This is a genomic window from Streptomyces sp. HUAS ZL42 (assembly GCF_040782645.1).
In the GTDB taxonomy this organism is placed as follows: domain Bacteria; phylum Actinomycetota; class Actinomycetes; order Streptomycetales; family Streptomycetaceae; genus Streptomyces.
This window is the reverse complement of the sequence record NZ_CP160403.1, coordinates 177153-196160: the sequence shown is the minus strand read 5'-3', so window position 1 is coordinate 196160 and position 19008 is coordinate 177153. Positions and strand designations below refer to the sequence as shown.

General features: G+C 70.5%; 17 protein-coding genes and 1 pseudogene. 14 read left to right on the top strand and 4 right to left on the bottom strand.

Annotation, left to right across the window (positions count from 1 at the left end):
* The first annotated feature begins 25 nt into the window (after positions 1-25).
* The 6 genes from ABZO29_RS01055 to ABZO29_RS01030 all read left to right on the top strand — a co-directional run bounded on the left by ABZO29_RS01055 (position 26) and on the right by ABZO29_RS01030 (position 6526).
* On the top strand, positions 26-1171 hold the full coding sequence (locus ABZO29_RS01055) for an MFS transporter (protein WP_367326019.1): 1146 nt from the start codon (positions 26-28) through the stop codon (positions 1169-1171).
* Between the two features lie 426 nt (positions 1172-1597).
* The gene (locus ABZO29_RS01050; protein ID WP_367318220.1) at positions 1598-2344 is read left to right on the top strand and encodes an IclR family transcriptional regulator; all 747 of its coding nucleotides are present in this window, start codon (positions 1598-1600) and stop codon (positions 2342-2344) included.
* A gap of 196 nt (positions 2345-2540) precedes the next feature.
* Positions 2541-3476, top strand: a complete 936-nt coding sequence (locus ABZO29_RS01045) for a 2Fe-2S iron-sulfur cluster-binding protein (protein ID WP_367326018.1) — start codon at positions 2541-2543, stop codon at positions 3474-3476.
* 55 nt (positions 3477-3531) lie between these two features.
* Positions 3532-4749, top strand: a complete 1218-nt coding sequence (locus ABZO29_RS01040; RefSeq protein WP_367318219.1) for a cytochrome P450 — start codon at positions 3532-3534, stop codon at positions 4747-4749.
* 59 nt (positions 4750-4808) lie between these two features.
* Positions 4809-5894, top strand: coding sequence for an S-(hydroxymethyl)mycothiol dehydrogenase (locus ABZO29_RS01035; RefSeq protein WP_367318218.1), 1086 nt, complete (start codon positions 4809-4811; stop codon positions 5892-5894).
* Positions 5894-6526, top strand: a complete 633-nt coding sequence (locus tag ABZO29_RS01030; protein WP_367318217.1) for an MBL fold metallo-hydrolase — start codon at positions 5894-5896, stop codon at positions 6524-6526. Before ABZO29_RS01035 ends, ABZO29_RS01030 begins: the two co-directional genes overlap by 1 nt.
* A gap of 189 nt (positions 6527-6715) precedes the next feature.
* Here ABZO29_RS01030 and ABZO29_RS01025 read toward each other — a convergent pair.
* The 4 genes and pseudogenes from ABZO29_RS01025 to dhaM form a co-directional block, all read right to left on the bottom strand.
* A pseudogene (locus ABZO29_RS01025) lies at positions 6716-7096 on the bottom strand (transposase); the annotation flags it as partial.
* 710 nt (positions 7097-7806) lie between these two features.
* Positions 7807-8271 carry an ATP-binding protein gene (locus ABZO29_RS01020; protein ID WP_367318216.1) on the bottom strand — a complete coding sequence of 155 codons (465 nt, stop codon included), beginning with the start codon at positions 8269-8271 and terminating at the stop codon, positions 7807-7809.
* Between the two features lie 76 nt (positions 8272-8347).
* The gene (locus ABZO29_RS01015) at positions 8348-8647 is read right to left on the bottom strand and encodes an HPr family phosphocarrier protein (protein ID WP_367318215.1); all 300 of its coding nucleotides are present in this window, start codon (positions 8645-8647) and stop codon (positions 8348-8350) included.
* The gene (dhaM, locus tag ABZO29_RS01010) at positions 8631-9023 is read right to left on the bottom strand and encodes a dihydroxyacetone kinase phosphoryl donor subunit DhaM (RefSeq protein ID WP_367318214.1); all 393 of its coding nucleotides are present in this window, start codon (positions 9021-9023) and stop codon (positions 8631-8633) included. The genes ABZO29_RS01015 and dhaM overlap by 17 nt, the downstream gene beginning before the upstream one ends.
* A gap of 61 nt (positions 9024-9084) precedes the next feature.
* Between dhaM and ABZO29_RS01005 the strand changes: the two genes are divergently transcribed.
* The 8 genes from ABZO29_RS01005 to ABZO29_RS00970 all read left to right on the top strand — a co-directional run bounded on the left by ABZO29_RS01005 (position 9085) and on the right by ABZO29_RS00970 (position 18626).
* A complete protein-coding gene (locus tag ABZO29_RS01005; protein ID WP_367318213.1) occupies positions 9085-9864 on the top strand; it encodes an IclR family transcriptional regulator in 780 nt (259 codons plus the stop codon).
* A 327-nt stretch (positions 9865-10191) separates the two neighbouring features.
* Entirely contained in the window at positions 10192-10953 is a 762-nt protein-coding gene (locus tag ABZO29_RS01000) for an MIP/aquaporin family protein (protein ID WP_367318212.1), read from the top strand.
* A 12-nt stretch (positions 10954-10965) separates the two neighbouring features.
* Positions 10966-11964 (top strand): dihydroxyacetone kinase subunit DhaK, encoded by a 999-nt coding sequence (gene dhaK, locus ABZO29_RS00995; RefSeq protein WP_367318211.1) that lies wholly within the window; start codon positions 10966-10968, stop codon positions 11962-11964.
* 174 nt (positions 11965-12138) lie between these two features.
* Complete coding sequence (gene dhaL, locus ABZO29_RS00990; RefSeq protein ID WP_367318210.1) at positions 12139-12765, top strand: dihydroxyacetone kinase subunit DhaL; 627 nt, start codon at positions 12139-12141, stop codon at positions 12763-12765.
* Complete coding sequence (locus ABZO29_RS00985) at positions 12762-14450, top strand: phosphoenolpyruvate--protein phosphotransferase (RefSeq protein WP_367318209.1); 1689 nt, start codon at positions 12762-12764, stop codon at positions 14448-14450. Before dhaL (ABZO29_RS00990) ends, ABZO29_RS00985 begins: the two co-directional genes overlap by 4 nt.
* A gap of 18 nt (positions 14451-14468) precedes the next feature.
* Entirely contained in the window at positions 14469-15461 is a 993-nt protein-coding gene (gene dhaK / locus ABZO29_RS00980; protein ID WP_367318208.1) for a dihydroxyacetone kinase subunit DhaK, read from the top strand.
* Between the two features lie 57 nt (positions 15462-15518).
* Entirely contained in the window at positions 15519-16172 is a 654-nt protein-coding gene (gene dhaL, locus ABZO29_RS00975; protein WP_367318207.1) for a dihydroxyacetone kinase subunit DhaL, read from the top strand.
* A 417-nt stretch (positions 16173-16589) separates the two neighbouring features.
* Entirely contained in the window at positions 16590-18626 is a 2037-nt protein-coding gene (locus ABZO29_RS00970; protein ID WP_367318206.1) for a nitrate- and nitrite sensing domain-containing protein, read from the top strand.
* Positions 18627-19008 lie beyond the last annotated feature (382 nt).

Sequence of the window (19008 nt, the reverse complement as noted above, 5' to 3'; positions counted from 1 at the left end):
GGGCCGTCTGCGCATCGTGCTTCTGATGGCAGGCAGCTGTCTGCCGATCCTCGGCGCGGTGCTGCTCGCTCCGGTGCTGCCGAAGATGCAGGCGCACTTCGCCACAGTGCCCGGCGCCAAGGCGCTCGTCCCGATGGTCCTGACCGTCCCCGCACTCGCGCTCGCCCTGCTGGCCCCCTTCGCGGGCGTCATCATCGACCGGCTGGGACGCAAACGCCTCCTGATCGTCGCGGCCGTCCTGTACGCCCTGTTCGGCACCGCACCGCTGTGGCTGGACTCCCTCGGTGCCATCGTGGCCAGCCGCGCCCTCCTCGGCGTCACCGAGGCCGCCATCATGACCTGCTGCACCACACTGATCGGCGACTACTACACAGGCCGCGTACGGGACCGCTACCTGGCCCTGCAGACCCTGTGCGCCTCCGCCTCCGCCACCGCCTTCTTCGTGCTCGGCGGCGCGCTCGGATCCTCGGGCTGGCGTACCCCGTTCTGGCTCTACGCCGTCGGGCTGCTCCTCGCCCCCGCCATGGCCGCGTACCTGCCCCAGCCCAGGCAGGGCGCAGCCACGGAAAAGGCTGCCGCCGCCGAGGCACGGCCGTTCCCCGTGCGCCGACTGGCGGGCATCTGCGTGCTGTCGGTGTTCGGCGCCATCGTCTTCTACACCGTCCCGGTGGAAACGGCCTACCTGCTGGACGACCTGGGCGTGAAGAACAGCGGCATCATCGGCATGGCCACCGCGATCGCCAGCGCCGCCACCGTCACCGGATGCCTCACCTTCGCCAGGCTCACCGGCCGGCCGGAGCGCAGGCTGCCCGCGATCTTCGCCCTGTGCGGAGCCGGGTTCGTGGTCATGGGCCTGGCCCCCAGCACCCCGGTCCTGGTCGCCGGCGCGGTCCTCAACTGCATCGGCACCGGCTTCCTGCTGCCCTCGCTGCTCACCTGGGCGATGTCCAAGCTGGACTACGCCGACCGCGGCCGCGGCACCGGCCTGTGGACGGCGTCGTTCTTCTCCGGGCAGTTCCTCTGCCCGCTCGCCCTGATCGCCGTCGAGTCCGCCACCGGCAGCCTCGCCGGCGCCGTCGGCCTCCTCGGCCTGGCCTCGGCACTGGTGGCGGCCGGGCTGCTGCCCGTCCTCCGCCGGACGACGGCGCCGCAAGAGACTTTGCAGGCGTGACCCGCCCCCTGGTCAGCCGCACCCGTCGGGTGCGGCTGACCAGGCTCTTCCTTCGGTCCGGCGCGACGCACCGGCAACCGTCAACTCCCTTCGTCCTGCGCGTGGCGACACCACCGGCAGACAGACCCGCTGGGCCCCGGCGCGCACTGCGGATCCAAGGAACCGGCCGTCGTCCCGAAGTCCGACAGCGCCGTCGAGGGCGACGGCACAGGCGTGAGCTGTTCGGCCGCTGCGGCAGGAACCGGCGCGGCCTGGTCACCCTCCAGGCCCTCGGCGTCTCGCGCCGGACCCATCGCCCTGGCGAAGATCCCGTTTCGGCTCCGATACGCCGCGAACCTCCGGCTGCACGGGGCGGCCTTGCGTGCCGGAGGGCGAATGCCATGCTGGTCTCCCGGCGGCGTATGCCCGAACACCGGAGCACGGATCATGAAGACACCCCTCCATGACTCGGTCCTTTCCCGGGCGGCTCGCATCCTGGAGGCCTTCAGCCAGGACGAGCCGGCGCTGACCGTCTCGGAGATCGCCCGCCGCAGCGGGCTGCATGTGGCGACGGCCTCCCGGCTCGTGGCCGAGCTGGTGGCGCACGGCTTCCTCAGCCGGGACGACGACCGCAAGGTGCGGATCGGTGTGCGCCTGTGGGAGCTGGTGACACGCGCTTCGCCGACGCTCTCGCTGAGGGACACCGCGATGCCGTTCATGGAGGGCGTGCACGACGTCGTCGGCCACCACGTGCAGCTGGGCGTGCGCGACGGCGACGACGTGCTGTTCCTGGAGCGCCTCTCGGCACCCAGCGCGGTGATCAACTACACCCGGGTCGCCGGCCGGCTGCCCCTGCACGCCTCCTCCAGCGGCCTGGTGCTGCTGGCCCACGGCCCCGTCTCTCTGAGGGAACGCATCCTCGCCGGCCCCCTCACCACCTACACACCCCGAACTCCGGCCACCCCGGCACAGCTACGCGCGATCCTGGCCGACGTCCGGCAGCAGGGATACGCCTACTGCCCTGGCTACGTCCACGAAGAGGCCCTCGGGATCGCCGCCCCCGTGCGCGGCGGCGACGGCACGGTGATAGCGGCTCTGGCCGTCATCGTGCCCAACGACGCGAGCGCCCAAGCGGTCGTCCCCGTCGTACGGACCGCCGCCCGCGGCATCTCGCGCGCCCTGGGCAGCACGTGACGACGGGGCTGCCGACGGTCATGCGACGGTGGCGCGACATCCGCGTGGCATCCGCACGAAATTCGTCTCTCACTGAATGAGAATGCCGTCGCGAGACAGCCCCGGCCCTGAGCATCCTGCCTGCATTCCACAGACGGGAGGCGACGACGTGGTCGCAGACAGCCTGCTCCGGGTTCCCCAATCCGCCCTCTCCAGGGTGACACTGGAGATCCGCGCCAAAGACACGATCGCCGACGGTGTCGTATCTCTCACTCTCGCCCACCCGGACGCCGCGCGGCTGCCGGACTGGACCCCTGGCTCGCACATCGACCTGGTCCTGCCGGAAGGGACGACCCGGCAGTACTCCCTGTGCGGTGACCGGTGGGACTCGTACACCTACCGCATCGCGGTCCTGCGCGAGCCGGCCGGGCGTGGTGGCTCGGCGTACGTGCACGACCGGCTCGCGCCGGGTGACCTGGTCGGTGTGGGCGGGCCGCGCAACCACTTCCCGCTGGTTCCGGCCGAGCGGTACCTGTTCATCGCGGGCGGCATCGGCATCACCCCGCTGCTGCCTATGATCCACCAGGCTGAACTGATCGGCGCCGACTGGCAGTTGCTGTACGGAGGCCGCAGCCGTGCCTCGATGGCGTTCCGCGAGGAACTGTCGGCCGCCCACGGCGACCGAGTGCACATCAGCCCCCAGGACGAGTGCGGCCTGCTGGACCTGGCCCCGTGGCTGGACACCCCGGATCCCGGCACCAAGGTCTACTGCTGCGGACCGGCGCCGCTGTTGGCGGCCGTCGAGCAGGCCTGCGCCGCCTGGCCGTCGTACAGCCTGCGCACCGAGCGCTTCAACGCCGCCGCCCTGCCGGAGCCCGTCCACCAGGCCGCCTTCGAGGTGGAGCTGCGCCGCACGGGCCGCACCGTGACTGTCATGCCGGACACCTCCGTCCTGCACGCCGTACGACAGGTGGGAGCCGACGTCCTGTCCTCCTGCGAGCAGGGCACCTGCGGCACCTGCCTCACGCCGGTGCTGGAAGGGACGCCCGATCACCGGGACTCGATCCTCGCCGACCACGAACGGGCCGCGAACGACTGCATGCTCCCGTGCGTATCCCGCTCCCGCGGTGACCGCCTCGTCCTCGACCTCTGAGCCGCACCCGCAGACATGCCCCCGTGCCCCGTGCCCTCTTCCGCTTGGAGCCGCCATGACCCACGCACCGGCCCCCGCCGTGTCGCTCCCCACGAGTGACGCGGACCCCTTCGCCGCCGAACATCTGGCACAACCCGAGCCGCTGCACCAGCAGTTGCGGCAAGCCGGTCCCGTCGTCCACCTGACCCGCTACAACGTGTACGCGCTGGCCCGCTACCGCGAGGTGCACGCCGCCCTGGTCGACTGGCAGGCCTTCCAGTCCGCCGCCGGCGTCGGACTGGCCAACTTCCGTCACGAGAAACCCTGGCGGCCGCCTAGCCTGCTGCTGGAAGCCGACCCGCCGCACCACGACGCCCCGCGCCGTGTCCTGCGCGAGATCCTCGCACTACCCGCCCTGCGCCAACTGCGCGCGACGTGGCAGACGGTCGCCGAGGAACTGGTCGACACCGTACTGGCCGACCGGGGCAGGCAGTTCGACGCCTTCACGGACCTGGCCAGGGCGTTTCCGCTCCGTGTGTTCCCCGACGCCGTCGGACTGGGTCCCGAGGGACGGGACCACCTTCTGCCTTACGGCAACATGGCCTTCAACGCCTTCGGACCGGCCAACGACCTCGTGAAGGCCGACGCTGACCGGGCGGCCGAGTTGTCGGCCTGGGTGAACGCCCAGTGCGCCCGCGAGGCGCTGAGCGAGGACGGTTTCGGCTCCCGTATATGGGCCGCCGCCGACCGCGGCGACCTCACGCACACCCAGGCACCCCTGGTGGTGCGCTCCCTGCTCACCGCCGGCGTCGACACCACCGTCCACGGCCTCGCCGCCACCCTCTACGCCTTCGCGACCCACCCCGACCAGTGGCAACGACTGCGCGAACGACCCGAGTCGGCGCGTGTGGCGTTCGACGAAGCGGTGCGCTGGCAGTCACCCGTGCAGACCTTCTTCCGTACCGCCACCACCGACGTCACCATCGCCGGCGCCCTCATCCCTGAGGGCATGAAGATCCTCATGTTCCTTGGCGCCGCCAACCGCGACCCGGCCCGCTGGCCCGATGCCGACCGCTTCGACCTCACCCGGGACCCCTCCGGCCACGTCGGCTTCGGCATGGGCATCCACCAGTGCGTCGGCCAGCACGTCGCCCGCCTGGAGGCCGAGGCCCTGCTGACCGCCCTCGCCCGCCGCGTGGAACGCATCGAGCTCACCGGCGAACCCCGCCGCCATCTCAACAACACCCTGCGCTCCTGGGCAGTGCTCCCCGTCACCGTGCGTCCCGCAAGGTGACCTCCGGCGACCGCACCCGCTCCCACCCACCCACATCGCACAGCGAGAGGACCACCTCCATGCCCCACCACGTACGCGGTGTCGTCGCCCGCGCCAAAGGCGAGCCGGTAGCCGTCGAGACGATCGTCGTGCCCGACCCGGGCCCGGGAGAGGCAGTGGTGAAAGTCCAGGCGTGCGGTGTCTGCCACACCGACCTGCACTACCGCGACGGGGGCATCAACGACGACTTCCCCTTCCTCCTCGGGCACGAGGCGGCCGGCGTCGTCGAAGAAGTCGGCCCCGGAGTGACGGACGTCGAACCCGGCGACTTCGTCATCCTCAACTGGCGCGCCGTGTGCGGCCGCTGCCGCGCCTGCCGGCGCGGACGCCCCCAGTACTGCTTCGACACCCACAACGCCGCACAGAAGATGACTCTCCTGGACGGCACCGAGCTCTCGCCCGCCCTCGGTATCGGAGCCTTCGCCGAGAAGACGCTGGTCGCCGCCGGGCAGTGCACGAAGGTCGACCCGGCCGCCTCACCGGCCGCGGCCGGTCTGCTCGGCTGCGGGGTGATGGCCGGCATCGGCGCGGCGATCAACACCGGCAACGTCGGCCGAGGGGACACGGTGGCCGTCATCGGCTGCGGCGGCGTCGGAGATGCCGCGATCGTCGGGTCCCACCTGGCCGGTGCGGCCAAGGTCATCGCCGTCGACATCGACGACCGCAAGCTGGCCACCGCCAAGAGCCTGGGCGCCACCCACACCGTCAACTCCAAGGAGACCGACCCGGTCGAGGCGATCCGCGAGCTGACCGGCGGGTTCGGCGCCGACACCGTCATCGAGGCCGTCGGCCGCCCGGAAACCTACCGGCAGGCCTTCTACGCCCGCGACCTCGCCGGCACGGTCGTCCTCGTCGGGGTGCCCACCCCGGACATGACGCTCGAACTGCCGCTGCTGGACGTCTTCGGCCGCGGCGGAGCCCTGAAGTCCTCCTGGTACGGCGACTGCCTGCCCTCCCGCGACTTCCCGATGCTCATCGACCTCTACCTGCAGGGCCGACTGGACCTGGACGCCTTCGTCACCGAGACCATCGCCCTGGACGAGGTCGAGGACGCCTTCGCCCATATGCACCGGGGCGACGTCCTGCGTTCGGTGGTGATGCTGTGATGACCGGCGTCCGCATCGAGCACGTCATCACCTCGGGCACCTTCAGCCTGGACGGCGGCACCTGGAACGTCGACAACAACGTCTGGATCGTCGGCGACGACCACGAGGCGGTCGTCATCGACGCCGCCCACGACGCGGAGGCGATCGCCCGTGCCGTCGGAGACCGCCGTCTGACCGCCATCGTGTGTACCCATGCCCACAACGACCACATCAACGCGGCTCCCGCCCTCGCCGAGGCCACCGGCGCGCCCGTTTTCGTCCACCTGGACGACCGGCTGCTGTGGAAGCACACCCACCCCGACCACGACCCCGGCGGTTACCTCTCCGACAACCAGCGCATCCCCGTCGCGGGCACGGAATTGCGGGTGCTGCACACCCCTGGGCACACGCCCGGGGCCATCTGCCTGTACCTGCCCTCGCTCAACACCGTCTTCACGGGCGACACGCTGTTTGCGGGCGGTCCAGGAGCGACCGGTCGGTCGTACTCGAACTTCCCGACCATCATCCGCTCGATCCGGGACCGCCTCCTTGTGCTGCCACCGGCCACGCAAGCGCGTACCGGGCACGGACAGGGCACCACCATCGGCGCTGAAGCGCCCCACCTCGCCGACTGGATTGCACGAGGTCACTGAGTGGCGGCGCTCAGCGAGGATGCCCTGCCGATGGGGGGCCGTGAGCCTCGGTGATCCGCGCACCGCGCGGGCCAGCACTGGTTGCCGCCAAAGCCAGGAACGGACGGCCCGTAAGGCTCTGGGCCGGCAGGGCAGTTGGTGCTGGTGGGGTGTGGCCGGGCCCCCTCTCTGGCCCGTCACGCGGCCGTCGGTCCACACCGTGGTCACGGTGACGATGCCGTTGTCCGTTTTGCCCAGCCGGCCCAGCCACTGTCGGCCCACATGCGCGGTCGCCGTGCCGTCCTTGCGGTCCCCGGAGTCGTCGATCACGATGGCCCCGCCGTCGTGCGGAGTCGTCGCCGGCTGCTCGCGCAGCAGTTCAAGCCGCCGGTCGTTGACCTGCTCGGCCTCCCAGGGCGACTCGGACAAGAAGAACTGCAGCCGCTGCACCCCCGGCATCCCTGCGCCGGCTACCGGCTCCGCCCCGGCCAGGCAGGTGATCGTCTTGTTCCGCTCCCGCGGTGCCAGCAGCCCAGACAGATACTCACGAAACCCCCGCCGCTGCGCTGACCTGCCGTCAACCCACACCATCGCCGGATTTAAACGAACTACCGGCAGCGAGCTTCCCCAAAGCCGTCGTCAGAGCTGGCCTGGCGGAAAGGAATTCTGCAAGGCGGTCTGGTTCGACGGCCGCCAGAGGTCGGGGGAGCGCGTCGTACGGGACGGCCAACTCGGGTCGTCAAGGCATGAGGTGTTGTCAGCGCGGTATGTTGCGAGGTCAGTTGGGGATTTTTGGGCCTCTCGCAGGTCGAAGCAGAAGCGAGGCAGGAAGCACCGGACGCCCCGGCGTGCCGAGGACCTCGAACACCTCGTTTTTTGACGACTCGACGCACTCGCTCGGTGTCGGTGACGTCGAGCTGCTGCGCCGTCTGGCCTTGTTCCTCAGCGAATCCGACCCCGGCGCCGTCTTCTGGGCAGCTCCCTGCCGACCTCGACATGGCGGCCGGGACGGACCAGCTCGTGGGCCCTCTCTACTACCGAGCGCTGGTGACCGACGAGCCGATCGGGCACGGATTGACCGACGGGCTCGTCGACGCATTCCTCCGCCGCCATGGGCTGCACCGACGCGCGCGAGGTCTTGAGCACATGTGGCCCGATGCGCGGGTGCGTGAGACGACCGTGGCTGCGGTTGTCGTCGCCTGCCGGACGGTGCCGCGGCGCCGTCCGGCACCTCGCGGGTTCGGCAGTTCCTCGTCCTGCCACAACGTCCCTGGGACGTGTGGCTGCCGTGCCACGGGTGGTCAAGGCCCCATGTGGAGATCGGCCCATCGGGTGGTCCTCTCGGGGTGGCGGGACATTCCGTGTCGTGCGGAGAGGGCTGCGACGATGTCGGTCCCGCGACCGTTTTCCTTGTGTTCGGAGGGTGGCGCGTCGGCGTGCGACGGGCGTCGTCGAGGCACCGGCCCCGCGTCGGTGACCTCGACGCGGAGGGCGCGGCGGCCGCCGACCTCGGGCAGGCGCAACCGCAGTACGGCTGGGGGACGTGCGTGGACGATCGCGTTGGTGGCCAGCTCCGAGATCACCAGGAGGGCGTCGTCGACCGTCGGGGTGGGCACGCGCCATTGGGTGAGGACGGTGCGTGCCCGTCGGCGTACGACGGAGACGGCCTCGGGGATGTGCGGCAGTGCGCAGACCAGCTCGGCCCGCGAGGGCGTGGCCATGGGGGCCATTTCGGCGTCAGACGTGTTCGTGGCGGGGACGCTCATCCTCGGCCACCTCCACTGGTCGTCGCTTCTCATGTCGGAAGCGGAGGCTGGTTTCGTGCCGCTGGTGGCGGTTGGGTCACTCGGCGGTGGCGAGGATCTGGGCCAACGCCGCGACGGCCTGTTCGGCGTCGTGGCCTTCGGCGCGGACGGTCACGGTGCTTCCGGCAGTGGCGCCCAGGCCCATGACGGCGAGGACACCGGTCGGATTGACCGTCCGGTCGGCGTGCTCCAGTCGTATGGTGCTGGTGAATGTCGCTGCGGCTCGGGCGAGTTGGCCTGCCGGACGTGCGTGCAGGTTGGCGGGCAGGACGACGGCCGTCTCGTGTTTGGACGTGGTCGTGGCGATCGTGGTGGTGGGGTCAGAGCTTGTGGACATTGCGGGCCTCCTTGGCGGCGTCGGCGACGGTCTTGAGGTCGGCGCCGGATGCGGCGGTGACGACGGCTGCGACGGCTCCTTCGACGAAGGGTGCGTCGACCAGCAGCACGTCGGGGCGGGGGTGGTCTTCCAGGACGGTGCGGGCGGTCAGGACGGAGCTGCCGAGGTCGGGCAGGACGACGACGCCGGCTCCGCGGTCGACGCTGCGGATGGCGGCGAGGACAAGGTCGTAGCTGGTGCCGATCCGGCCGTCGTCGGTGCCTCCGGCGGTGGCGAGGGGAACCGTGTCGGAGCCGATCTGCTGCACCAGCAGGTGAAGGCCCGAGGCGAGCTCGGCGCTGTGGGACACGAGTACGATGCCGACAGATGTGCTCATGAACAGTTACCGTAGATGTCGGAACGCTGTTCATCAATAGTGAACGAGGGAGAAATTTTCGATGGTGCAGGCGGTGCAGCGAGCGGTGCAGATACTGCGGGAGCTCGCGTCCACCGGGCCCCGGCTCGGAGTGACCGAGCTGGCCGACCGTCTGGGCGTGGCCAAGCCGACCGTGCATGCGCTGCTGCGCACGCTGGAGGCCGAGGGGCTGGTGGTGCAGGACCGGGACAGTTCGAAGTACCAGCTGGGACCTGACCTGGTGCAGCTGGGCAACGCCTACCTGGACACCCAGGAGCTGCGGACCCGCTCGCTGACGTGGGCGGACCAGCTCGCGAACCGGACGAACGAGGCGGTCTGGGTGGCCGTGCTCACCGGTGACCACGTCCTTGTGGTGCACCACGCCTTCCGGCCCGAGGGTGCCGTGCAGATCCTCGAGGTGGGCGCCAGCATCCCGTGGAGCACGTGTGCTCTGGGCAAGGCCATCGTGGCCTTCGTCGCGGCCGACGAGCGTGAGCGGCTGCTCGCGGGTGAGCCGGCTGTGCTCACCGGCGCCAGCATCACCGACCCGGAGGAGCTGGCGGGTCAGTTGAAGGAGGTCCTCAGGACGGGTTATGCGTTCGAGGACCAGGAGTCCGCCATCGGGGACGCAGGTATCGCCTCTCCCGTCTTCGACCGCTCCGGCGAGGTGGTCGGCGCCATCGGCATCGTCGGCCCCGTCGAACGGCTGCTGGCCGAATCGGCACGTCAGGAGCTTGCGGTCGCCGTCCGGGAGACCGCCCGCAACCTCTCCCGCGACCTGGGTGCCCCCCGCGGGGCGTCCGCACGCAGCGCGATGACCTGACTGCCCCCGCAACCCGGTGGCGCTTGTCCGCACCCCCGCCCCGCCCCCTGATCCAGGCCCCTCGGCAGCTGCCGAGGGGCCTTCTTCGTCCCGACGGAACGCCAGGGCTGCCGAACCTCTTGACAGGCCGGAAACGCGGCGTTAATTTCCGGAACAACGTTCATCCATGATGAACGACATGCAGCCGGAGGCTTAAAACTTCCCGGTTCCCCTGAGCGGCCGCCAGGTTGCCCGACCCTGACCACCTGGCGGTCACCTCCCTTCACAGCCCGCTCCACGCGGAGGAGGTGAGACGCCCGAGCCGCCTCTCGGCGCTGGGCGCCTTCCATGGAAGAAAACACTTACTCACAGAAGCTTCTGGCCGAGATGCTGGGCACCGCAGTGCTGGTGTTCATCGGCGTCGGCTCGGTCCCCGCGACGCTCATCGTGGGCGGCGACGCCCCGTTCACCATGGCGCAGCTGGGAATGATCTCGCTGGCCTTCGCCACCGCCGTCATCGCCATGGTCTACGCGATCGGGCATGTCTCCGGCTGCCAGATCAACCCGGCCATCACCCTGGCGTTGGCCGTCACGAAGAAGATGCCCTGGCGGGACGTCCCCGGCTACATCGCGGCCCAGGTGGCCGGGGCGGTGCTGGGAGCGCTTGCGATCGTCGGGGTGCTGGGGAAGAAGGCGGTCGACGTCGGCCTCGGCATCGCCGCCTACGGCACGGGAGTCGGCACCGGCCAGGCGTTCTTCGCCGAAGCCGTGGGCACTTTCATCCTCGCCTTCGTCGTCTTCGGTGCGATCGACCGCCGCGCGGCCGGCGGCTTCGCCGGTCTGGCCATTGGGCTCGGCGTCTTCGCGATCATCATTCCGGTGGCGCCGGCCACGGCGGCCTCGATCAACCCGGCAAGGACGCTGGGCCCGATGATCACGGGCCAGCTCTTCGACGGCACCGTCCACTGGGATCAGATGCCGGTCTACATAGCGGCCGAAGTGCTCGGCGCGGTTGCCGCCGGCGTCCTCTACACCGCCCTCAACACCCGCCGCTCGACTGCCGCCGCAGGTGCGGCCGAGAACCAACTGGCCGAAACCGCCTCTGCCTGAGGGAGCCCTGTCATGAAGAAGTTCATCAACGACCCTGAAGCGGTGCTGGCCGAGGCGCTGGCCGGGATCGCCGCCGCCCACCCCGGCCTGAAGATCGACGCGCAGAACAAGGTGATCGCCCGCGCCGGGGGTACCAAGCCGGGCAAGGTCGCCCTTGTCTCCGGCGGCGGATCCGGGCACGAACCCCTGCACGGCGGCTTCGTGGGACGCGGCATGCTCGACGCGGCCTGCCCCGGCGAGGTCTTCACCTCTCCCGTGCCCGGTCAGATGCTGGCCGCGGCCCAGGCAGTCGACGGCGGGGCGGGCGTGCTGTTCATCGTGAAGAACTACACCGGCGACGTCCTCAACTTCCAGATGGCCGCCGAACTGGCCGCCGAGGAGGGCATCACGGTGGAGACCGTCCTGGTCGACGACGACGTCGCCGTCCAGGACTCCACCTGGACCGCCGGGCGCCGCGGCACCGGCGCCACCGTCTTCGTCGAGAAGATCGCTGGAGCCCTCGCCGAGCAGGGCGCCAGCCTCACCGAGGTCGCCGACATGGGCAAGCGGGTCAACGCCGCCTCCCGGTCCTTCGCCGTCGCGCTGACCGCCTGCACCACCCCTGCCTCCGGCAAGCCCGGCTTCGACCTGCCCGAGGACGAGATGGAGGTCGGCGTCGGCATCCACGGTGAACCCGGACGGCGCCGCGAGAAGCTCCGCCCGGCCAAGGAAATCGTGGCCACCGCCATGGACGCCATCCTGGCCGACCAGCCGCTCGACGCCGGTGACGAGACCATCGTCATGGTCAACGGCCTGGGCGGCACCCCGCTCATCGAGTTGTACGTGGTCTTCAACGAGGTAGCGGCCGCACTCGCGAACAAGGGCGTGGTCGTCGCCCGCAGCCTCGTCGGCAACTACGTGACCAGCCTCGACATGGCGGGTGTTTCCCTCACCGTGTGCAAGGCCGATGCCGACATGCTGTCCCTGTGGGACGCTCCCGTGAACACCCCGGCCCTGCGCTGGGGCATCTGAACCGAGCCGGGGGTGGGGCCACGCGCGACGCGAGGACCGGGCCGGGGTCTTCCCGCTGTCCGCCCGACCGGACCGCACCCCTCGCGTCTTCCCCCCGCCCCCGGCTCACCCACCGCCGACCAGCCCCGTACCGATCAGACGACCAGCCCCGTACCGACCCTGAACGGAGACTCCGTGGACACCGACCTCGCCCGCACGTGGGTGCAGGCCATCGCAGCCGCCGTGGACAAGCACAAGGACCACCTCACCCAGCTCGACTCGGCCATCGGCGACGCCGACCACGGCTTCAACATGCACCGCGGCTTCTCCGCCGCAATCACGGCCTTGGCCGACTACGAGCCGGACACCGTCGGGGCCGTACTGGTCAAGGCCGGCACCACCCTCATCTCCACCGTCGGCGGTGCCTCCGGACCGCTCTACGGCGGAGCCTTCCGCGCCATCGGCAAGGCTCTGGACACCCCCACCGCCGACACACAGCAGTTCGCCGCCGCCCTTGCTGCGGGCCTGGCGAGCATCCAGAAGCTCGGTGCGGCCGCACCCGGTGACAAGACCATGATCGACGCCTACGCCCCCGCACTGGCTGCGTTCCAGCAACAGGCCGATGCCGGAGCCGACCTGGGCGCCGCGGCGCAGGCCGCCGCTGACGCCGCCGAAGAGGGCATGCGCGCCACCACTCCGATGCAGGCCCGCAAGGGCCGCGCCTCCTACCTCGGCGCCCGCAGCATCGGCCATCAAGACCCGGGCGCCACCTCCACCGCCCTCATCTTCCGGGCCCTCGCCGAGACGCGGGGGGCCCGATGACCGACCGCCGCACCTACACCGGACACGCCGCCGCACCCGGCACAGCCCTCGGCGTCGTCCACTGCACCGACCGGCCACCCACCAGAACCGCGCTGCCTCACCGCGCCGGCGGCGACCCCACGCAGCAGATCACCGACGCCTTCGACGCCGTCGCCACCCGCCTGCTCGACCTGTCCGCCTCGCTGCGCGAGCAGGGCAAGGACGAACAGGCCGACATCCTGGAGGTCAACAGCTACATCGCCCAAGACCAGGACCTGCGCGACCAGGCCGTCAAGAGGGCGCACGACGGCCAGCCGGTATCCGTCGCCGTCCGCCAGGCCATCGACACCTACGCCGCAACCATCGCCGCCCTGGACGATCCCACCCTTGCCGAACGCGCCGCGGACGTCCGGCAGGTCGGCCGCCGCGTGCTGGCCCACCTCCACGGCGAGACGGGCCCCGCCCCCGACCAGCCGCTCGTCCTGGTCGCTCACGAGATCGGCGCCGCCGACCTGCTGGAACCGGGCCTGACGGTGACAGGCGCCATCTCCGTGACCGGCGGCCCGAACTCCCACGCCGCGATCGTCGCCCGCTCGCTGGGCATCCCATTCCTCCTGGCCGTCGACCCCCAGCTGCTCGAACTGTCGGACGGGCAGGAGATCCTGCTCGACGCCGACCAGGCCAGCGCGGTCGCCCATCCCGACGACGAGGAACGCACCAGGGCCCTGCGAGCCATGGAGACCGCACGAACGCGCAGGCTCGCCCTCGCCGAAGAGCGTCACCTGCCCGCCGAGACGCTCGACCGGCACCGCATTGTGCTGCGGGCCAACGTGGCCACCCCGGCCGAGGCCCGCGCGGCACTGACCACGGGCGCCGAAGGGGTCGGCCTGCTCCGCACCGAGCTGCCCTTCCTCAACCATCGCGCCTGGCCCACCCGCGGGCAGCACGCGGCCACCCTCGTCCCCGTCCTGCGCGCTCTGGCCGGGCAGGTCGTTACGGCTCGCACGCTCGACTTCGCCGACGACAAACTGCCGCCGTTCCTCGCCGAAGGCCGCGAGGGCGGGCGGCTCGGGCGCGGCCTGCCCCTCATGCTCGCCCAACCGGACGCCTTCGCCGACCAGTTCCGCAGCCTGCTCAGCACCGGAGCCGACACCGACCTGCGCATCATGATCCCCATGGTCGCGAGCGTCGACGAACTGCGCGCCTGCCGACGCCTCCTCGAGGCCGCGGCAACCGAGGCCGGCGTCGCGGTGCCACCTCTGGGGATCATGGTGGAACTCCCCGAAGCCGTCGCCGCGGCCGACGACCTCGCCCGCGAAGCCGCCTTCTTCTCCATCGGAAGCAACGACCTCACCTGCCAGATCCTGGGCCTGGACCGGCGCGACCCCACCGCCACCCCGGCCATGGCGGCACACCCCGCGGTACTCGACGCCATCGGGCGTGTCGTCACCGCGGCCCACCGCCACGATCGTCAGGTCTCCGTGTGCGGCGACGCCGCCGCACACCCCCTCGTGACACCCCTCCTCATCGGCCTCGGCTGCGACAGCCTCTCGGTCGGCCCCGCCGCCCTCGACGAGGTCCGCGCCCGCATCCGCCGGCTGCGCCACGACACCTGCGCCTCCCTGGCCGCCGTCGCCCTCACCCGCGAAACCCCCCAAGAGGTCTGGCGACTTGTCGAGCAGTGCGGCCAGCCTTCGCTGCCGTGAGAAGAAGGGGCCGTAAGCATGAAGAAGCTCATCAACTCGCCCGATCACGTGCTCGACGATGCTCTCGTCGGTGTGGCCGCCGCGCACCCCTCGCTGAGGGTCAACACGTCCGACCGCTACATCGCCCGCGCGGGCGGGCCGACCCCCGGGAAGGTCGGCCTGGTCTCAGGCGGCGGATCCGGGCACGAACCGCTGCACGGCGGGTTCGTCGGGCACGGGATGCTCGATGCGGCCTGTCCTGGTGAGGTGTTCACCTCTCCCGTGCCGGACCAGATCCTCGCCGCCACCCGGGCCGTGGACGGCGGGGCGGGGGTGCTGCACATCGTGAAGAACTACACCGGCGACGTACTGAACTTCCAGATGGCAGCCGAGTTGGCCGCCGACGACGGCATGCGGGTGGAGGGCGTCGTGGTCAATGACGACGTCGCCGTGGAGAACAGCACGTGGACCGCGGGCCGACGCGGCACCGGGGCGACCGTGTTCGTGGAGAAGATCGCCGGTGCGGCCGCCGAACTCGGCGCGGACCTGGGCACGGCCGCGGCCCTGGGTCAGGAGGTCAACGACCGGTCCCGATCCTTCGGAGTGGCGCTCACGCCGTGCACGGTGCCCGCGTCGGGCAAACCCGGCTTTGAGCTGGGCGAGGACGAGGTCGAGCTGGGCGTCGGCATCCACGGCGAGCCCGGTCGCGCCCGCGCCAGGCTCGCCTCCGCCCGGGAGATCGTCGGTGTCGCACTGGACGCCATTCACACCGACATGCCGCTCTCGGGTGGGGTGCTCGTGATGGTCAACGGCCTGGGTGGCACCCCGCTGATCGAGCTGTACGTGGTGTACGCCGCCGTTGCCGAGTGGCTCGCCGGCCACGGCGTGTGGATCACCCGCAACCTGGTCGGCAACTACGTCACCAGCCTTGAGATGGCCGGCTGCACGATCACGGTGTGCCTGCTCACGCCACAGCTCACCCATCTGTGGGATGCCCCGGTCGTGACCCCCGCGCTGCGCTGGGGACGCTGAGCGGCCGAGGCCATCGACGCCAGATCGTACGAGATCGTACGAGGGAGAGGGACGACGATGGACGCAAGCATGTTCCGGGCCTGGATCCATGAGGCCGCCCGATCGGTGACCGAGAACGCCGATCACCTGACCCGCCTCGACTCCGCCGTCGGCGACGCCGACCACGGCATCAACATGCGCCGTGGCCTGCAGGCGGCGGTGGCGATGCTGGACGAAACCGACCCGTCCACCCCCGGCGCGGTGCTCGCCACCGTCGGCCGGGCACTGATCAGCAAGACCGGCGGGGCCTCAGGACCGCTGTACGGCACCGGGTTCCGGCAGGCCGCGCGGACCCTGGGCGAGGACCACGACGTCTCCGCGGCACAACTCGGGGCGGCGTTGGCGGCTGCCCTCACCGGCATCCAGCGCATCGGCGCGGCGCTGGAAGGAGACAAGACATTGATCGATGCCCTCAGCCCGGCCGTGACCGCCTACCAGGCCGTCATCGACACCGGCGGCGACCTGACCAAAGCCACCCGCGCGGCGTCCGACGCCGCCGTGTGGGGCCTGAAGCAGACCGCCGGCATGCAGGCCCGCAAGGGCCGCGCAAGCTATCTTGGCGCCCGCACCATCGGCCACGAAGACCCCGGCGCGGCGTCGACCGTCCTCATTCTGGCCGCCCTCGCGACCGTCAGCTCGGCGGGCGAGCGGCGTGCCGAGGATCATCAGTAGACCCTGCACATGTTTGACCCCCGGCGGCAAGGCGGCCTCGCCGCCGGCACGGGCAACCTTGCCGCCGATGCCGGGCCCACCCCGCCGGATACAGACGACGGACGGCCGAGTCCCGGTAGCGAGCCGATCGCCACAGCGACCACCGCCGAGTAAGTGGTCGACGTCTCGAACAACCTCCGGGGCCGACGCGTAGTTCGCGTCCGCAGCACCTTCCAGTGGACGTACGAGGCCATGGCCTCATTCGTCGACGTCACGTTCATCACGACACGACAAGCGCACTCGCGCGATGAGCGAAGCGTCCGCGACATGTGGACGCTCCGCTGAATCGCGCACGTTAAAGGCGGGGAGTAGGTGGAAGGGCAAGTGCAAAGACAACGGGGCAGCAACCAGAGGCGGTTCGCCCCTGCCAACTGGAGCGTGCGCACCCAGTTGCTGGCCGTGGTGATCGTCCCGATCGTCACCGCGCTCGTACTGGGCGGTCTGCGGGTTGGATCCGCCGTCCAGAACGCACAGGACGCCAACAACGCCAGTCAGCTCGTCCGTGTCGTAGACAAGCGCACGACACTGTTGCAGGAGATCGAGAACGAACGCGATCTCATGGCCCTCTACGTTGCCGCAGGGCGTACAGGTGGCACCGGCCGACTCGGCGCGCAGCACTCCAAGGTGGACGCGGCGCTGGCCCGGGTTCGTGCCGAGGACGCTCATGTCCGCCGCAAGCCGAGCTCCGCCCTGGCCACCCGGCTCGCGCCGCTCGACGCCTTCGGCCGAAAGGTGACGTCACTGCGCCACACCGTAACCCAGTCGAAGATGCGCTGGCCGTCCGTGGTGAACGCATACACCGCGTTGATCGCCGGGCTGACCGACGCCCTTGACCTGCTCACGCCGGACACCGTTCACCAGGCCCTTGCCGTGAGGGCCGACGCACTCGAGACCTTCGCCAAGGCCACGGAGAAGGCATCCCTGCAACGCGCACTGGTCGGCGGGGCACTGACCCAGGGACACTTCGATGCGAACGAGGTCCAGAGCCTGGCTCTTGCCAGCCGGCAACAACAGGCGCTGATGGTCCAGTTCAGGTCCACTGCGCCGCCGGCCCTGCGTCAGTTCTATGAGCGCACCGTCACCGGAAGGGACATCCACCAGGCGGAGACGCTCCAGAAGCAGGCACTCACCCAGCAGGGCACCGGCCGCCTCCGCCTCGACGCCGACACATGGTTCGACACCATGACGAGCAAGCTCGAACTGATGCGAGTGGTCGAGAAGCGGCTCGTCGGATCCCTCGAAGAGGAGAGCCTGCGCGAGCAACGCCATTCCGAGCGCTCAGTGTTCATCGCCTCCCTCATCGAGCTGTTGATCCTCCTGCTGGCCTTCTGCGTGACGTACTTCCTCGTGCAGTCCATAGTCGGCCCGCTGCACACCCTGCACGCTTCCGCTCTCGACATCGCGGAACGCCGCCTGCCCGAGGTGGTCCGGCTGCTGCGGGGTTCCAGCGGCGCACAACTGGAGGCCATCGAAGTCGAGCACACGGCCATCGGCTCGAGCGACGAGATCGGCGGTGTCGCCCGTGCCTTCGACGACGTTCATCGCAGCTCCGTGCGGCTGGCGTTCGAGCAAGCGCAACTGCGCGGACGCATCAATGCGATGTTCGTCAATCTCTCGCAGCGCAGCCAGGGCCTCGTGGAACGGCAGCTGGAACTGATCGACCGTCTGGAGAACGGCGAGCAGGACCCCGACCTGCTCGCCACCCTCTTCAAGGTCGACCACCTGGCCACCCGCATGCGCCGCAACGGGGAGAACCTCCTCGTCCTCGCAGGCGGGAAAGCGGGTCGCCGCTGGAGCGTCCCGGTCCGGCTCGTGGACGTCCTGCGGGCCGCCATCAGTGAGATCGAGCAGTACCAGCGGGTGCAGCTTCGCGGACTCGTCACCGCGGACGTCGACGGCCGGGCGGTGAACGACATCGTCCACCTCATCGCGGAGCTGCTGGAGAACGCGACCACGTACTCCTCGCCGGACACCGAAGTGCTCGTCACGTGCCGGCTGGTGTCCGGCGGCGGCGCAAAGGTCGAAATCCAGGACAGCGGCGTCGGCATGTCCACGCAGGACCTTTCGGAGGCCAACGAGAAGCTCCTGAACCCCCCAGTCGTCGACGTCGCGGTGGCGCGACGTATGGGCATGTTCGTCATCGGACGGCTCTCCGGCCGCCACGGCATCCGCGTCCAGCTGCGCGGGTCATCTCCCCACGGCGTCACGGCAATGGTCATGTTGCCCCAGAATCTGGTCCGGGAACACGAAGATCACATGGACCCTCCCGGGCTGTCGGCCAGGTACAACGCGGAGGGACGCCTCACCGGCTGGCGCAACTACGACACGCCAGAGCAGCTCGATGGGAGCATGCCGGCCAGACGTGCGCGCCGGCCACGCCGTCACGGCGCCCGCTCGGCCGGCGAGAGGGAGTAGGCGTTGTCGCGCCCCTTGCCGAGCCATGGGCTGACGAGCGGCACCACGCCCTGACCGCGTCCGCCGAACCTCGGCGCCACCTACACCCGGGACACGCCGTTCACCCAGGAGGAGAAGGCGGCCATCGGGTCTGGGTGACAGCCCGTCGGCTGACCGGCACCTCCGTCCCGGCCTTGCGCGGCGCATGACCGGCGGGGGGCTGACCTTGGGGGCGATGCCGGCACGCCTGGAGGAGCGGGAGCGGGAGATCGCCACGCAGGTCGAGGCGGCCAGGGAGCAGATCGGGCAGCTGGACGAACTCGGGCGGGCTGCACGACTGACGCCCGCCGCCCGGTGGCACACCCCCTTGTGCCGCTGCGCCCGGGCCAGCCGGGGGCCGACG

Coding starts and splice junctions, on each gene's coding strand:
- ABZO29_RS01000 (WP_367318212.1), top strand. CDS start 10,192: ATGGAAGAAAACACTTACTCACAGAAGCTTCTGGCCGAGATGCTGGGC.
- dhaM (WP_367318214.1), bottom strand. CDS start 9,023: ATGAGCACATCTGTCGGCATCGTACTCGTGTCCCACAGCGCCGAGCTC.
- ABZO29_RS01015 (WP_367318215.1), bottom strand. CDS start 8,647: ATGTCCACAAGCTCTGACCCCACCACCACGATCGCCACGACCACGTCC.
- ABZO29_RS01030 (WP_367318217.1), top strand. CDS start 5,894: ATGACCGGCGTCCGCATCGAGCACGTCATCACCTCGGGCACCTTCAGC.
- ABZO29_RS01040 (WP_367318219.1), top strand. CDS start 3,532: ATGACCCACGCACCGGCCCCCGCCGTGTCGCTCCCCACGAGTGACGCG.
- ABZO29_RS01055 (WP_367326019.1), top strand. CDS start 26: ATGGCAGGCAGCTGTCTGCCGATCCTCGGCGCGGTGCTGCTCGCTCCG.
- ABZO29_RS01005 (WP_367318213.1), top strand. CDS start 9,085: ATGGTGCAGGCGGTGCAGCGAGCGGTGCAGATACTGCGGGAGCTCGCG.
- ABZO29_RS00985 (WP_367318209.1), top strand. CDS start 12,762: ATGACCGACCGCCGCACCTACACCGGACACGCCGCCGCACCCGGCACA.
- dhaL (WP_367318207.1), top strand. CDS start 15,519: ATGGACGCAAGCATGTTCCGGGCCTGGATCCATGAGGCCGCCCGATCG.
- ABZO29_RS01050 (WP_367318220.1), top strand. CDS start 1,598: ATGAAGACACCCCTCCATGACTCGGTCCTTTCCCGGGCGGCTCGCATC.
- dhaK (WP_367318208.1), top strand. CDS start 14,469: ATGAAGAAGCTCATCAACTCGCCCGATCACGTGCTCGACGATGCTCTC.
- ABZO29_RS01020 (WP_367318216.1), bottom strand. CDS start 8,271: ATGAGCGTCCCCGCCACGAACACGTCTGACGCCGAAATGGCCCCCATG.
- dhaK (WP_367318211.1), top strand. CDS start 10,966: ATGAAGAAGTTCATCAACGACCCTGAAGCGGTGCTGGCCGAGGCGCTG.
- ABZO29_RS01035 (WP_367318218.1), top strand. CDS start 4,809: ATGCCCCACCACGTACGCGGTGTCGTCGCCCGCGCCAAAGGCGAGCCG.